At 46.2% G+C, this 11,780-nt stretch carries 26 protein-coding genes; all 26 read left to right on the plus strand.

Annotation, left to right across the window (positions count from 1 at the left end; genetic code table 11):
• A partial coding sequence (locus tag NP603_RS13005; protein ID WP_371928853.1) for an EF-Tu C-terminal domain-related protein occupies positions 1–416 on the plus strand: 416 nt, incomplete at its 5' end.
• A gap of 6 nt (positions 417–422) precedes the next feature.
• On the plus strand, positions 423–734 hold the full coding sequence (rpsJ, locus tag NP603_RS13010; protein WP_020484801.1) for a 30S ribosomal protein S10: 312 nt from the start codon (positions 423–425) through the stop codon (positions 732–734).
• 30 nt (positions 735–764) lie between these two features.
• Positions 765–1,415 (plus strand): 50S ribosomal protein L3, encoded by a 651-nt coding sequence (gene rplC / locus NP603_RS13015; RefSeq protein WP_256611313.1) that lies wholly within the window; start codon positions 765–767, stop codon positions 1,413–1,415.
• 3 nt (positions 1,416–1,418) lie between these two features.
• Positions 1,419–2,039: a 50S ribosomal protein L4 gene (gene rplD, locus NP603_RS13020; RefSeq protein ID WP_256611314.1), complete on the plus strand. Its 621-nt coding sequence runs from the start codon at positions 1,419–1,421 to the stop codon at positions 2,037–2,039.
• Positions 2,036–2,335 (plus strand): 50S ribosomal protein L23, encoded by a 300-nt coding sequence (gene rplW, locus NP603_RS13025; RefSeq protein WP_256611316.1) that lies wholly within the window; start codon positions 2,036–2,038, stop codon positions 2,333–2,335. Before rplD ends, rplW begins: the two co-directional genes overlap by 4 nt.
• Before the next feature lie 32 nt (positions 2,336–2,367).
• Positions 2,368–3,195 (plus strand): 50S ribosomal protein L2, encoded by an 828-nt coding sequence (rplB, locus tag NP603_RS13030; protein WP_256611318.1) that lies wholly within the window; start codon positions 2,368–2,370, stop codon positions 3,193–3,195.
• Positions 3,196–3,207: 12 nt separating this feature from the next.
• Positions 3,208–3,480 (plus strand): 30S ribosomal protein S19, encoded by a 273-nt coding sequence (gene rpsS, locus NP603_RS13035; protein ID WP_064042135.1) that lies wholly within the window; start codon positions 3,208–3,210, stop codon positions 3,478–3,480.
• Between the two features lie 9 nt (positions 3,481–3,489).
• A complete protein-coding gene (gene rplV, locus NP603_RS13040; RefSeq protein ID WP_256611320.1) occupies positions 3,490–3,822 on the plus strand; it encodes a 50S ribosomal protein L22 in 333 nt (110 codons plus the stop codon).
• A gap of 9 nt (positions 3,823–3,831) precedes the next feature.
• A complete protein-coding gene (rpsC, locus tag NP603_RS13045) occupies positions 3,832–4,503 on the plus strand; it encodes a 30S ribosomal protein S3 (protein ID WP_054759257.1) in 672 nt (223 codons plus the stop codon).
• A gap of 20 nt (positions 4,504–4,523) precedes the next feature.
• Positions 4,524–4,937, plus strand: coding sequence for a 50S ribosomal protein L16 (rplP, locus tag NP603_RS13050; protein WP_026602118.1), 414 nt, complete (start codon positions 4,524–4,526; stop codon positions 4,935–4,937).
• Positions 4,937–5,128: a 50S ribosomal protein L29 gene (gene rpmC, locus NP603_RS13055; RefSeq protein WP_256611321.1), complete on the plus strand. Its 192-nt coding sequence runs from the start codon at positions 4,937–4,939 to the stop codon at positions 5,126–5,128. The genes rplP and rpmC overlap by 1 nt, the downstream gene beginning before the upstream one ends.
• A 2-nt stretch (positions 5,129–5,130) precedes the next feature.
• A complete protein-coding gene (gene rpsQ / locus NP603_RS13060) occupies positions 5,131–5,394 on the plus strand; it encodes a 30S ribosomal protein S17 (RefSeq protein ID WP_256611322.1) in 264 nt (87 codons plus the stop codon).
• Between the two features lie 27 nt (positions 5,395–5,421).
• Positions 5,422–5,790 (plus strand): 50S ribosomal protein L14, encoded by a 369-nt coding sequence (gene rplN, locus NP603_RS13065; RefSeq protein ID WP_054759259.1) that lies wholly within the window; start codon positions 5,422–5,424, stop codon positions 5,788–5,790.
• Positions 5,791–5,803: 13 nt separating this feature from the next.
• Positions 5,804–6,121: a 50S ribosomal protein L24 gene (gene rplX, locus NP603_RS13070; RefSeq protein WP_256611323.1), complete on the plus strand. Its 318-nt coding sequence runs from the start codon at positions 5,804–5,806 to the stop codon at positions 6,119–6,121.
• A 10-nt stretch (positions 6,122–6,131) separates the two neighbouring features.
• Positions 6,132–6,671 carry a 50S ribosomal protein L5 gene (gene rplE, locus NP603_RS13075; protein ID WP_256611325.1) on the plus strand — a complete coding sequence of 180 codons (540 nt, stop codon included), beginning with the start codon at positions 6,132–6,134 and terminating at the stop codon, positions 6,669–6,671.
• 10 nt (positions 6,672–6,681) lie between these two features.
• Positions 6,682–6,987: a 30S ribosomal protein S14 gene (rpsN, locus tag NP603_RS13080; RefSeq protein ID WP_256611327.1), complete on the plus strand. Its 306-nt coding sequence runs from the start codon at positions 6,682–6,684 to the stop codon at positions 6,985–6,987.
• A 33-nt stretch (positions 6,988–7,020) separates the two neighbouring features.
• Positions 7,021–7,416 (plus strand): 30S ribosomal protein S8, encoded by a 396-nt coding sequence (gene rpsH, locus NP603_RS13085; protein WP_256611328.1) that lies wholly within the window; start codon positions 7,021–7,023, stop codon positions 7,414–7,416.
• A 19-nt stretch (positions 7,417–7,435) separates the two neighbouring features.
• The gene (rplF, locus tag NP603_RS13090) at positions 7,436–7,969 is read left to right on the plus strand and encodes a 50S ribosomal protein L6 (protein ID WP_256611329.1); all 534 of its coding nucleotides are present in this window, start codon (positions 7,436–7,438) and stop codon (positions 7,967–7,969) included.
• Positions 7,970–7,977: 8 nt separating this feature from the next.
• Positions 7,978–8,331 (plus strand): 50S ribosomal protein L18, encoded by a 354-nt coding sequence (gene rplR, locus NP603_RS13095; RefSeq protein WP_256611330.1) that lies wholly within the window; start codon positions 7,978–7,980, stop codon positions 8,329–8,331.
• Between the two features lie 9 nt (positions 8,332–8,340).
• A complete protein-coding gene (rpsE, locus tag NP603_RS13100) occupies positions 8,341–8,847 on the plus strand; it encodes a 30S ribosomal protein S5 (protein ID WP_256611331.1) in 507 nt (168 codons plus the stop codon).
• A 4-nt stretch (positions 8,848–8,851) separates the two neighbouring features.
• Positions 8,852–9,037, plus strand: a complete 186-nt coding sequence (gene rpmD / locus NP603_RS13105) for a 50S ribosomal protein L30 (protein WP_256611332.1) — start codon at positions 8,852–8,854, stop codon at positions 9,035–9,037.
• Positions 9,038–9,472, plus strand: a complete 435-nt coding sequence (gene rplO, locus NP603_RS13110; RefSeq protein WP_256611333.1) for a 50S ribosomal protein L15 — start codon at positions 9,038–9,040, stop codon at positions 9,470–9,472. It begins immediately after the preceding gene.
• The gene (gene secY / locus NP603_RS13115; RefSeq protein ID WP_256611334.1) at positions 9,473–10,798 is read left to right on the plus strand and encodes a preprotein translocase subunit SecY; all 1,326 of its coding nucleotides are present in this window, start codon (positions 9,473–9,475) and stop codon (positions 10,796–10,798) included.
• 16 nt (positions 10,799–10,814) lie between these two features.
• Positions 10,815–10,928: a 50S ribosomal protein L36 gene (gene rpmJ, locus NP603_RS13120; RefSeq protein WP_081607976.1), complete on the plus strand. Its 114-nt coding sequence runs from the start codon at positions 10,815–10,817 to the stop codon at positions 10,926–10,928.
• Positions 10,929–11,003: 75 nt separating this feature from the next.
• The gene (gene rpsM, locus NP603_RS13125; RefSeq protein WP_256611336.1) at positions 11,004–11,360 is read left to right on the plus strand and encodes a 30S ribosomal protein S13; all 357 of its coding nucleotides are present in this window, start codon (positions 11,004–11,006) and stop codon (positions 11,358–11,360) included.
• Positions 11,361–11,385: 25 nt separating this feature from the next.
• Entirely contained in the window at positions 11,386–11,772 is a 387-nt protein-coding gene (gene rpsK, locus NP603_RS13130; RefSeq protein WP_020484822.1) for a 30S ribosomal protein S11, read from the plus strand.
• Positions 11,773–11,780: the final 8 nt, after the last annotated feature.

Consider the following 11,780-nt stretch of genomic DNA (forward strand, 5'->3'; position numbering starts at 1 on the left):
CCGGTGTTGAAATGTTCCGCAAACTGCTGGATCAAGGCCAGGCTGGTGACAACGTCGGTATCCTGTTGCGCGGCACCAAGCGTGACGACGTTGAGCGGGGTCAAGTACTGGCGCACGTCAACACCATCAAACCGCACTCCCACTTCAAAGCGGAAATCTACGTATTGTCGAAAGAAGAGGGTGGTCGTCATACACCATTCTTCAACGGCTACCGTCCGCAGTTCTACTTCAGAACCACCGACGTGACCGGCGCGGTTGAACTGCCGGAAGGTGTAGAAATGGTGATGCCTGGCGACAATATTTCTGTCACCGTCAAACTGATTTCACCGATCGCGATGGAAGACGGCTTGCGCTTCGCAATCCGCGAAGGTGGTCGTACCGTCGGTGCGGGTGTCGTGGCTTCTATTATCGAGTAATTAAAGATGGCAAATCAAACTATCAGAATCCAACTTAAAGCCTTTGATCATAAATTGATCGATCAATCGGCAGGAGAGATAGTAGAGACAGCAAAGCGGACCGGTGCCCAAGTAAAAGGCCCGATCCCTTTGCCTACTAGAAAAGAGCGCTTTACCGTATTGATTTCGCCTCATGTCAACAAAGACGCGCGCGATCAATACGAATTGAGAACTTATAAGCGGTTGTTGGACATCGTCGAACCAACCGATAAGACCGTTGACGCCTTGATGAAGCTTGATCTGGCGGCTGGGGTTGATGTTCAAATTAAGCTGAAATAACGAAAAGTTATAGATTAGAGGGATTGGCAGATGTCAATAGGTCTTATTGGTCGTAAATGTGGTATGACCAGAATATTTTGCGAAGATGGTTCTTCGGTACCAGTAACCGTGCTTCATATCGACTCTAACCGAGTCATTCAGGTGAAGAGTTTGGAAAATGACGGTTATCGCGCCATCCAGGTTGCTGCCGGAGACGTAAAGTCTTCTAAGGTCAATAAAGCGATGGCGGGCCATTATGCGTCTGCCAATGTCACCGCAGGTAGAGGGTTATGGGAGTTCAGGTTGGGCGAGGGTGAGGGTGTTGAGTTGACACCTGGAGCCGAGCTTAACGTGAACGTGTTCTCGGCCGGTCAAATGGTCGATGTTGCCGGTACCAGTATCGGCAAGGGATTTGCCGGCACCGTGAAACGCCATAATTTCAGAACTCAGGATGCTACTCACGGTAACTCTCGTTCGCACAGGGTTCCGGGGTCAAGTGGTATGAACCAAACACCGGGTCGGGTCTTTAAAGGTAAAAAGATGTGCGGTCATATGGGTGCTGCTAAGACTACTGTACAGAATCTTAAGATTCAAGCTATCGACTCTGAACGCAATCTTATCCTCGTAAGGGGTGCCGTTCCGGGCGCGAAAGGCGGTGATGTGGTTATCACCCCGGCGGTAAAAATGGTGAATAAAGGTTAATTTATGGCATTACAAATACCTGCAATAAATGGCAGTGGCTCGGCGCAGGCACTTGAAGTGTCAGACGCCGTGTTTGGCCAAGCATTTAACGAAACGCTAATCCATCAACTGGTAACCAAGTATTTGTCAGCTGCTAGGGCTGGCACAAAAGCCCAAAAAAACCGTTCAGCGGTAAGTGGCGGTGGTTTGAAGCCTTTCCGCCAAAAGGGTACTGGACGAGCACGAGCGGGTACGACGCGAAGCCCGATCTGGCGCACCGGTGGTGTAACTTTTGCCGCGCAGCCTAGATCGTTCGACCAAAAATTGAACAAAAAAATGTACAAAGCCGGGATCCGTTCCATATTCTCTGAATTGCTGAGACAAGGTCGGATTGCGGTTTGCGACGACATTGTTCCTGCCACTCCGAAAACTAAGGAATTTTTGGCGAAGATCAAAGGTATTGAAGCTAAAAGACTGCTCGTTGTCGCAGACGACTTAAATGAGAATTTAATTTTGGCTGCTAGAAATTTGCCGTACGTCGCTGTGGTTACTCCAACAAGCATTGACCCGGTGTCACTGGTCGCAGCAGATAAAGTAATAGCTACGGCATCTGCGCTAAAGCAAATTGAGGAGCGTTTGGCATGAGTGATCAGAAAGTAAAATTAGCTAGCATCTTGTACGCGCCGATCATTTCTGAAAAGAGTTCTAACGTCGCCGACCAAAATAACCAATACGTATTTAAAGTGCAAAAAACGGCAACTAAGCTGCAAATAAAGAAAGCGGTAGAGTTGATGTTCGGCGTGAAAGTAGAGTCGGTTCGTGTGCTAAACGTTAAGGGAAAGATTAAGCGATTCGGACGTGCATTGGGTAAGCGCTCAGACTGGAAAAAAGCATATGTGAAATTGCAGTCGGGCCATAACATCGAACTTGCAACAGCATAACTTTTTAAAGCAAATAGGAGCGGTAGAAGAGCATGGCTATTCTAAAATCAAAGCCGACATCTCCAGGTTCTCGGTTTGTAGTGCGTGTACAAAATAATGATTTGCATAAGGGTAAGCCATTTGCACAACTACTAGAAAAAAAGAGCAATACTGGCGGCCGTAATAACCTGGGCCGGGTTACAACTCGCCACATCGGCGGAGGCCATAAGAAGTTTTATCGAATTATTGATTTCAAGCGCGATAAAACTGACATCCCGGCTGTTGTAGAGCGTATCGAGTACGATCCAAACAGGACTGCGAATATCGCCTTGGTTCTATTTAGGGATGGAGAGCGTAGATACATAATTGCGCCAAAAGGTATAGAAGTGGGGCAGGAAATATTGAGTTCTGAAACCACGCCGGTGAAATTGGGCAATTGTATGCCCCTGCGTAACATGCCATTAGGTACTACTCTGCACTGCGTAGAATTGAAGCCTGGTAAAGGCGCGCAATTAGCCAGAAGCGCTGGTACGTCGGTACAACTCGTCGCTAAGGACGGCGCCTATGTCACCGTGAGGCTGCGTTCAGGCGAGATGAGAAAAGTCCCTTCTGACTGTAAAGGTGTCGTTGGCGAGGTTTCCAACTCGGAACATAACTTGGTTTCGCTAGGTAAAGCCGGAGCAAAGAGATGGCGCGGCGTCAGGCCCACCGTGCGAGGTGTTGCGATGAATCCGGTGGACCATCCACACGGTGGTGGTGAGGGTAGAACATCCGGCGGTCGACACCCTGTGTCTCCCTGGGGAACCCCGACCAAAGGTTATAAAACCAGAAAAAATAAACGTACTGACAACATGATTGTCAGACGCCGTAAGCAAAAATAAGAGGTATCTGACGTGCCACGTTCAATTAAAAAAGGTCCATTTATTGATCACCACCTGCTGAAGAAAGTTGAGGAGGCGGTGAGAACAAATAATAGGAAACCGATTAAAACCTGGTCTAGACGGTCGATGATTAGTCCAGACATGCTAGGCTTGACTATTGCAGTTCATAATGGCAAGCAGCATGTACCGGTACTGATTTCTGAAAATATGGTCGGTCATAAATTAGGTGAGTTCTCGCCTACGAGAACTTATAAAGGCCATATTGCTGACAAAAAATCGAGATAAGGAGTGAATGTGGAAGTATCGGCTAAATTGAGTAACGCTCCGCTGTCAGCGCAAAAGGCGCGGTTGGTAGGGGACCAAATTAGGGGGTTGCCCGTCGAAAACGCCCTGAATCTATTGAATTTCAGCTCCAAAAAAGCTGCGGCGATTATTAAGAAAGTGCTTGAATCGGCAATCGCAAATGCTGAGCACAATCAAAATGCAGATGTAGACGAGCTAAAGGTATCCACCGTTTTCGTTAACGAGGGCCGAACTATGAAACGTATATCGGCACGAGCAAAAGGGCGGGCGAACCATATTCTGAAAAGAACTTGCCATATAACAATCAAAGTAGCTGAGAAATAGAGGTATAAGATGGGACAAAAGGTTCATCCCACAGGGATTCGTCTCGGGATCGTAAAAGATTGGACTTCGAGATGGTACGCAAATAGCCAGAATTACCCTGTGCTTCTGCTACAAGATTTGAAAGTTCGGGAATACATAAAGCAGAAATTGGCGCACGCCTCAGTCAGTCGTGTTCAAATCAATCGCCCGGCTAACAACGCAAACATTACTGTTCACACAGCGCGTCCAGGTATCGTTATCGGAAAAAAAGGTGAGGATATCGATATATTGCGCCAGAACATTTCCGCCATGATGGGTGTTCCTGTCCAGCTAAATGTCGAAGAGATCAGAAAACCAGAATTGGATGCGTATTTGGTAGCGGAAAGTATCGCGCAGCAATTGGAAAAACGCATTATGTATCGTCGTGCTATGAAGCGCGCCGTAACTAATACGATGCGGCTTGGTGCTGAAGGTATCAAAATCACGGTGGCCGGCCGCTTGAACGGTGCGGAGATCGCCCGAACCGAATGGTACAGAGAAGGTCGCGTGCCGCTTCACACCTTGCGGGCAGATATAGATTACGGTACTGCTGAAGCCAAAACTACCTACGGTATCATCGGTATCAAAGTTTGGATATTCAAAGGCGAAGTTTTCGATATGGATGCTCATACCGCTTCCCTCAATGCCGAATCAAAAAAATAAGTTGAAGGAGAATAAATAAAATGCTTCAACCAAAAAGAACTAAGTTTCGCAAGCAACATACTGGACGAAACAACGGGACTGCATTACGTGGGTCTTCTGTCAGCTTCGGCGAGTACGGTTTGAAATCGATAAGCCGTGGTAGAATGACTGCCCGGCAAATTGAAGCGGCCCGTCGTGCGATAAGCCGGCATGTAAAGCGGGGCGGAAAAATTTGGATTCGTATTTTTCCAGACAAGCCAATCACTAAAAAACCTTTAGAAGTTCGTATGGGTAAAGGAAAAGGTAGTGTAGAATATTGGGTTGCTCAAATTAAGCCAGGAACCATGCTGTTCGAGATAGAAGGTGTCTCCGAAGAGTTAGCGAGAGAGGCGTTTGAGCTGGCGGCAGCAAAATTGCCGGTAAAAACAACGTTTTCTGCTCGGACTATAATGTGATGAAAGCAAATGATTTGAGAAGTAAGAGCGCAACTGAACTAAATCAGGCGTTATTGGACCTGTCTAGGGAGCAATTTAACTTAAGGATGCAAAAAGGCACGGGGCAATTGGCTAAGTCTAGTCAGGTGAAGCAGGTTAGAAGAGATATAGCTAGGATTCACACTATCCTAAGCGAACGAGCAAGGGCTTGATCATGAGTGAAAATTTAGAAAGCGTACGCAGAGTAATCGGCCGGGTAGTTAGTAACAAAATGGAGAAAACCGCATCGGTTTTAGTAGAGCGCTTGGTCAAGCATCCGGTATACGGCAAATATATTAAACGTTCTACCAAGTTAATGGTGCATGACGAAAATAATGTTTGCCAAGAAGGTGATATCGTGGCCATCACGTCATGCAGGCCAATTTCGAAAAATAAGTCGTTTAAGCTGTTGGAAGTCTTAGAGACATCTAACAAGTAATTGATATCTTTAGTTGGGAATTTAAAAATGATTCAGATGCAAACTAGCCTTGACGTCGCCGATAATAGTGGTGCAAAAAAGGTCATGTGTATCAAAGTTCTTGGAGGATCGCACCGCCGTTATGCTGGTATTGGTGACATCATCAAGGTCAGCGTCAAAGACGCAATGCCACGCACCCGAGTTAAAAAAGGTGATGTTTACAACGCATTGGTTGTAAGAACAAAAAGAGGTGTGCGCAGAGCGGACGGTTCCGTCATCAGATTCGATGGCAATGCGGCTGTGATTTTAAATAACCAACTTCAACCTATTGGAACACGTATCTTTGGGCCGGTAACACGGGAACTGAGGGGAGATAAGTTTATGAAAATCATCTCTTTAGCCCCTGAAGTGCTATAACGGAGTACCGAAGATGCAGAAAATTAAGCAAGGCGACGAAGTAATCGTCTGTGTAGGCAAAGAAAAAGGCAAATTAGGTCGTATCACTAAGGTACTGGAAAATGGCCGAGTGTTGGTAGACGGAGTGAATTTGGTGAAGAAACACCAAAGAGGTAATCCAAATTTAGGGATCTCCGGCGGTATTGTCGATAAGAATATGCCGATCCACATTTCAAACATAGCGATATTCAATCCTAAAACAAAGAAAGCTGACCGAGTTGGTTTTAGGGTCGGAACTGATGGTAAGAAAGTAAGATTTTTTAAATCTACAAACGATACTATCGGAGACTGAGGAATAGGCTATGTCCAGACTAGAAAAAAAGTATAAAGAAGAAATAATGCCGGCACTGATCGCCCAGTTCGGTTACAAGTCCGTTATGCAGGTACCCAAACTAACAAAGATAACTCTTAACATGGGTGTCGGCGGTGCTGTAGCGGATAAGAAGATTTTGCAATCGGCAGTCTCTGACATGGAAAAAATTTCAGGTCAAAAAGCTGTAATCACTTTAGCTCGCAAGTCGATTGCAGGTTTTAAAATCAGAGACGACATGCCTATCGGCTGTAAAGTAACGCTGCGTAGCGATAGGATGTACGAATTTTTGGATAGATTGATCACGATCTCCATACCTCGTATACGCGATTTTAGAGGCATGAGTTCAAAGAGCTTTGACGGAAGAGGGAATTACTCTGTCGGGATTAAGGAACAAATTATTTTCCCGGAAATCGATTACGACAAAATAGACGCCCTCCGTGGGATGGATATTTGTATTACTACTACAGCGAAAACCGATGAAGAAGGTTTGGCGCTGTTGAAGCTGTTCAATTTTCCATTTAAAAGCTAGGGGTGTTCTAATGGCTAAGAAATCTATGATAGCGCGTGAAACGAAACGTGTCGGTTTAATTAAGAAATACGAAACAAAAAGAAATGCTCTGAAAGAGGTAATAAGGTCTCCCAGCGCTTCGTTCGAAGAAAAGGAAAATGCGCAGATTCAACTGCAGAAGTTACCTAGAGACTCCAGCAAATCTAGACTGCGTAACCGTTGTAAGCTTACCGGTCGGCCTCATGGCTACTACAGAAAGTTTGGTTTGAGCCGAAACAAACTTAGAGAAGCTACGATGCGGGGCGATGTGCCTGGCTTGTCGAAAGCTAGCTGGTAACCACGGTAAGTACAGGTTGTTGGGGAAAATAAAATGAGTATGACAGATCCGATAGCAGATATGTTGACCAGAATCAGAAATGGTCAGTCTGCTGGTAAAAAAAGTGTAAAAATGCCGTCTTCAAAACTAAAACTTGCAATTGCCAAGGTTTTAAAGGAAGAAGGATATATAAGCGATTATAAAACCGAAGTAGCAGGCAGTCATACTGAGATGACTATTGAGCTGAAGTATTACAACGGCATCCCGGTTATTGAAAGTGTTAAGCGGGTGAGTCGCCCTGGCCTAAGAATTTACAAATCAAAGGACGAGTTGCCAAAAGTCCTTGGTGGTCTAGGTATTGCCATAGTATCAACTTCTAATGGCGTAATGACAGATCGCGCGGCTCGGGCTATTGGCCACGGCGGCGAAGTTATATGTACCGTCTGCTAAGAAAGTTTAAGGAAATATCATGTCACGAGTAGCGAACGCGCCGATTGTCTTGCCCGCGGGCGTAGATGTAAAAGTAGTCGGCAAACAAACTGTTGTCAAAGGAAAGCTTGGCGAGCTTTCGTTCCAATTAGCTTCGTCAGTCGATCTCGAAGTTGCGGACAATGTCATTAGCGTCAAATGGGATGATTCGGTAAAAGGGGCAAAAGCTCACGCTGGTACGGCGCGCGCCTCCATCAATAACATGGTGAAAGGTGTTTCAGAGGGTTTTGTTAAGAAAATGCTTTTAGTTGGTGTGGGTTACAGAGCCCAGGTAAAAGACAATCTGTTGACTCTGTCGTTGGGTTACTCCAATCCGGTCGAGTATACCGTTCCCGATGGCGTAACTGTAGAGGCGCCGTCCCAAACTGAACTTTTGGTCAAAAGCAGCGATAAGCAAAAATTGGGGCAAGTAGCGTCTGAGATCAGAGCGTTTCGGCCGCCAGAGCCTTACAAAGGTAAGGGTGTCAGGCTTGCTGATGAATATGTGGCTCGCAAAGAAGCCAAGAAAAAATAGGTAGCAATATGGATAAGAAATCTTCCAGGCTTAAGCGGGCACTCAAGCTGCGCTGCAAGATTAAAAAGTTGAATGTGAATCGGCTAACCATACATAGAACATCTCAGCATATTTATGCTCAGGTATTAAGTGTTGACGGCAAGACCACGCTCGCATCGGCATCTACAGTTCTAGCGGAAATTAAGGCTAAAGTAAAAAACACGAGTAACATCGATGCTGCCACAGTTGTTGGTAGGTTGATAGCTGAGAGAGCGATAGCTGCGGGTGTCCAAGAGGTCGCATTTGACCGTTCTGGTTTTAAATATCACGGCCGCGTAAAGGCACTAGCTGATGCTGCTCGCGAAGCTGGATTGAAGTTTTAGGGGAAAAATATGGCAACAGCTCCATCTCAAGGTAGCACCGACGGCCTCCAAGAAAAATTGGTTTCCGTACGTCGAGTGGCGAAAGTAGTTAAAGGCGGTAGGGTATTTGGTTTTGCTGCGCTTACAGTGGTCGGTGACGGTGATGGTCGCGTGGGGTACGGCGTATCTAAAGCTCGTGAGGTGCCCGTCGCTATACAAAAGTCGTTAGAGCAAGCTCGTAAAAACATGAGGAAGGTCGCGCTGAAAGAGGGGACCTTGCAGTACTCGATTACCTCCAATACCGGGGCTGCCAAAGTTTACATGCAGCCTGCGTCAGAGGGTACCGGTATCATTGCGGGGGGGGCTATGCGTGCGGTATTTGAAGTGGTCGGCGTTCACAACGTATTGGCAAAGTGTATCGGGACCAGTAACCCGATTAACGTTGTTAGAGCCACTATAAATGGTTTGACCGCGATGCAAGACGCAAAGAAGATTGCGGCTAAGCGTGGTTTATCGGTTGATCAGATTACGGGATAAAAAAATGTCTGGTAAAAAGTTGAGCGTAATGCTGACCAGAAGCAAAAACGGCAGATTAAAAAGCCATCAGCTTTGCCTAAAGGGCTTAGGGTTGAGCAGGATCCGTCAGGTGGTTCATGTAGTGGATACACCTGAGAATAGAGGCATGATAAACAAAATAGCTTACATGCTTAAAGTAGAGGAAGTCTAAATGTATTTGAACACCATACAAGCTGCATACGGCTCAAGGAAAAAAGCAAAGCGCGTCGGGCGAGGTATAGGTTCCACCGACGGCAAGACTTGCGGTCGCGGTCATAAGGGGCAAAAGGCACGCGCCGGAGGGTTCCACAAGGTAGGATTTGAGGGCGGGCAAATGCCGCTTCAAAGAAGGCTGCCTAAAGTTGGTTTTACCTCTCGTACCATGAAGTACGCCGCAGAGGTTCGACTGAGCGAGTTAAATTCGTTGGACGTTGAGGTGGTTGATATTCAGGTTTTGATTAGCAATAACCTGGTCCCGGCCTTCGCGAAAAAAGTAAAGGTTGTTAATACCGGCACTATTTCCCGTGCGGTTGTTTTGAGAGGTGTAGGTGTCACTTCTGGTGCGAAGTCAACAATTGAAGCTGCTGGTGGCAAAGTAGAGGCCTAAGTGAGTGCTAAAGGTTACGAAGTGTCAGCGGGCAGTTTTCGTTTTGGGGAGCTAAGATCCAGGTTGTTATTTGTCCTGGGTGCGTTTGTCGTTTATCGTATCGGCGCGCATATACCGGTCCCTGGAATAGACCCTAAAGCATTGGCAACAATGTTTGAGCAGCAGTCTGGTTCCATTTTAAACATGTTTAATATGTTTTCTGGGGGGGCGCTGATGCGCTTGAGTTTGTTTGCCCTCGGAATCATGCCCTATATTTCTGCTTCCATCATTATGCAACTTATGACCATTGTTATTCCGGCAATGGAGCAGTTAAAAAAGGAAGGGGAATCTGGTAGGCGGAAAATTTCTCAGTACACTCGTTATGGAACCGTGGTGTTGGCGATGTTCCAATCGGTTGGTATATCTGTGGCTCTTCAAAACCAGACTGCTGGTGGTCTTGCAGTTGTGTTGCAGCCAGGGGTTGGCTTTATCCTCGTTACTACTATCACCTTGGTTACTGGAACCATTTTTCTTATGTGGCTTGGCGAGCAAGTCACCGAGCGCGGTATAGGGAACGGCATTTCCTTGTTAATTTTTGCTGGTATCGTGTCAGGGCTGCCGTCAGCTATTGGCGGTACTTTGGAGTTAGCGCGAACCGGCGAAATGAATGGCGCTTTCATTGTGCTACTGTTTGCGCTATCTATCTTCGTAACAGGAATAGTGGTATTCGTCGAGCGAGGTCAAAGAAGGATAACAATCAATTATCCGAAGCGGCAGCAGGGCAATAAGGTGTATGCTGGGCAGAGCTCGTTCTTGCCTCTGAAGCTAAACATGGCCGGCGTAATCCCACCGATTTTTGCATCGAGCATCATTCTTTTTCCGGCAACTATCGCAGGGTGGTTTGGTAACATTGACGGCTTTTCATGGCTGCAAGATGTCGCGGCTGTTTTATCTCCTGGGCAACCTGTTTATGTGCTTTGTTATGCTCTGGCTATCGTATTTTTCTGTTTTTTCTACACCGCATTGGTGTTCAATTCCAAAGAAACCGCAGAAAACCTAAAGAAATCGGGTGCATATTTGCCTGGTATACGTCCTGGTGCGCAGACGACCAGCTATATTGATAAAGTTATGACAAGATTGACGCTAATCGGTGCGGTTTACATAACCTTGATTTGTTTGTTGCCAGAGTTTTTGATTGTATACTGGAATGTCCCATTTTCCTTTGGTGGTACGTCATTGTTGATTATTGTTGTGGTTGTGATGGATTTTATATCTCAAATGCAAACTCATTTGATGTCGCAACAATATGAAGGACTGATGAAAAAAGCCAATTTGAAGAAATCTTAAGATTTAGGAGTTAGCCGTGAAAGTACGAGCTTCAATAAAAGCCATTTGCAAAAGCTGCAAAGTAATAAAGAGGAATGGCGTAGTCAGGGTCATCTGTAAAGATGGTCGTCACAAGCAAAGGCAGGGATAATTGTTTTTGCGATTTATTTTTCGGAGTGTTATACTTCTCCGTTTAACCTTATAGTATCGTTTTTGGAGTGTTTGAATGGCTCGTATTGCTGGTATAAACGTGGCTGATCATAAGCATGCGGAGATAGCCCTAACAGCTATTTACGGAATTGGTAGGCAGACTGCGAGAGATATTTGCAGTGAAGTAGGAATTAATCCCGCTGTCAAAATCAGGGATCTGACTGAAGATCAAGTTGAGGCAATACGCAAAGTCATTTCTGGTATGACCGTCGAAGGCGATCTGCGTAGGGAAGTCTCTATGAATATAAAGAGGCTTATGGATCTTGGCTGCTATCGCGGAATTCGCCATCGTCGGGGGTTGCCGTTGAGAGGTCAGCGAACTCGGACAAATGCGAGGACTAGAAAAGGGCCTCGCAAATCGGTCACCAAGTAATAATTAAAATAGATAGGCAATTTTGATGGCAACCCAAAATCGAGTTAAGAAACGGATAAAAAAGGAAGTTGCGGACGGCATCGTCCATGTCCATGCGTCCTTCAATAATACGATCGTTACAATCACAGACCGGAAAGGTAACGCTTTGTCCTGGGCTACTTCAGGTGGCTCAGGGTTTCGCGGGTCGAGAAAGAGCACTCCATTTGCTGCTCAGGTAGCCGCTGAGAAAGCTGGCGCGGTTGCGCAGGAATACGGTATGAAGAACCTAGATGTCATGATCAAAGGGCCTGGTCCAGGCAGGGAGTCTGCTGTTCGTTCATTAAACAGCATGGGCTTTAAAATTTCGAATATTGTGGATGTGACGCCGATTCCTCACAACGGATGCCGTCCCCCAAAAAAGCGTCGCGTTTAGGTAGTGGA

Origin of the sequence: Methylomonas aurea, from assembly GCF_024505045.1 — a bacterium.
In the GTDB taxonomy this organism is placed as follows: Bacteria; Pseudomonadota; Gammaproteobacteria; order Methylococcales; family Methylomonadaceae; genus Methylomonas; species Methylomonas aurea.

Bases quoted from the DNA above. Each gene is read 5' to 3' on its own strand.
- rpsJ (WP_020484801.1), top strand. From the start codon at position 423: ATGGCAAATCAAACTATCAGAATCCAACTTAAAGCCTTTGATCATAAA.
- rplC (WP_256611313.1), top strand. From the start codon at position 765: ATGTCAATAGGTCTTATTGGTCGTAAATGTGGTATGACCAGAATATTT.
- rplD (WP_256611314.1), top strand. From the start codon at position 1,419: ATGGCATTACAAATACCTGCAATAAATGGCAGTGGCTCGGCGCAGGCA.
- rplW (WP_256611316.1), top strand. From the start codon at position 2,036: ATGAGTGATCAGAAAGTAAAATTAGCTAGCATCTTGTACGCGCCGATC.
- rplB (WP_256611318.1), top strand. From the start codon at position 2,368: ATGGCTATTCTAAAATCAAAGCCGACATCTCCAGGTTCTCGGTTTGTA.
- rpsC (WP_054759257.1), top strand. From the start codon at position 3,832: ATGGGACAAAAGGTTCATCCCACAGGGATTCGTCTCGGGATCGTAAAA.
- rplP (WP_026602118.1), top strand. From the start codon at position 4,524: ATGCTTCAACCAAAAAGAACTAAGTTTCGCAAGCAACATACTGGACGA.
- rpmC (WP_256611321.1), top strand. From the start codon at position 4,937: ATGAAAGCAAATGATTTGAGAAGTAAGAGCGCAACTGAACTAAATCAG.
- rpsQ (WP_256611322.1), top strand. From the start codon at position 5,131: ATGAGTGAAAATTTAGAAAGCGTACGCAGAGTAATCGGCCGGGTAGTT.
- rplN (WP_054759259.1), top strand. From the start codon at position 5,422: ATGATTCAGATGCAAACTAGCCTTGACGTCGCCGATAATAGTGGTGCA.
- rplX (WP_256611323.1), top strand. From the start codon at position 5,804: ATGCAGAAAATTAAGCAAGGCGACGAAGTAATCGTCTGTGTAGGCAAA.
- rplE (WP_256611325.1), top strand. From the start codon at position 6,132: ATGTCCAGACTAGAAAAAAAGTATAAAGAAGAAATAATGCCGGCACTG.
- rpsN (WP_256611327.1), top strand. From the start codon at position 6,682: ATGGCTAAGAAATCTATGATAGCGCGTGAAACGAAACGTGTCGGTTTA.
- rpsH (WP_256611328.1), top strand. From the start codon at position 7,021: ATGAGTATGACAGATCCGATAGCAGATATGTTGACCAGAATCAGAAAT.
- rplF (WP_256611329.1), top strand. From the start codon at position 7,436: ATGTCACGAGTAGCGAACGCGCCGATTGTCTTGCCCGCGGGCGTAGAT.
- rplR (WP_256611330.1), top strand. From the start codon at position 7,978: ATGGATAAGAAATCTTCCAGGCTTAAGCGGGCACTCAAGCTGCGCTGC.
- rpsE (WP_256611331.1), top strand. From the start codon at position 8,341: ATGGCAACAGCTCCATCTCAAGGTAGCACCGACGGCCTCCAAGAAAAA.
- rpmD (WP_256611332.1), top strand. From the start codon at position 8,852: ATGTCTGGTAAAAAGTTGAGCGTAATGCTGACCAGAAGCAAAAACGGC.
- rplO (WP_256611333.1), top strand. From the start codon at position 9,038: ATGTATTTGAACACCATACAAGCTGCATACGGCTCAAGGAAAAAAGCA.
- rpsM (WP_256611336.1), top strand. From the start codon at position 11,004: ATGGCTCGTATTGCTGGTATAAACGTGGCTGATCATAAGCATGCGGAG.
- rpsK (WP_020484822.1), top strand. From the start codon at position 11,386: ATGGCAACCCAAAATCGAGTTAAGAAACGGATAAAAAAGGAAGTTGCG.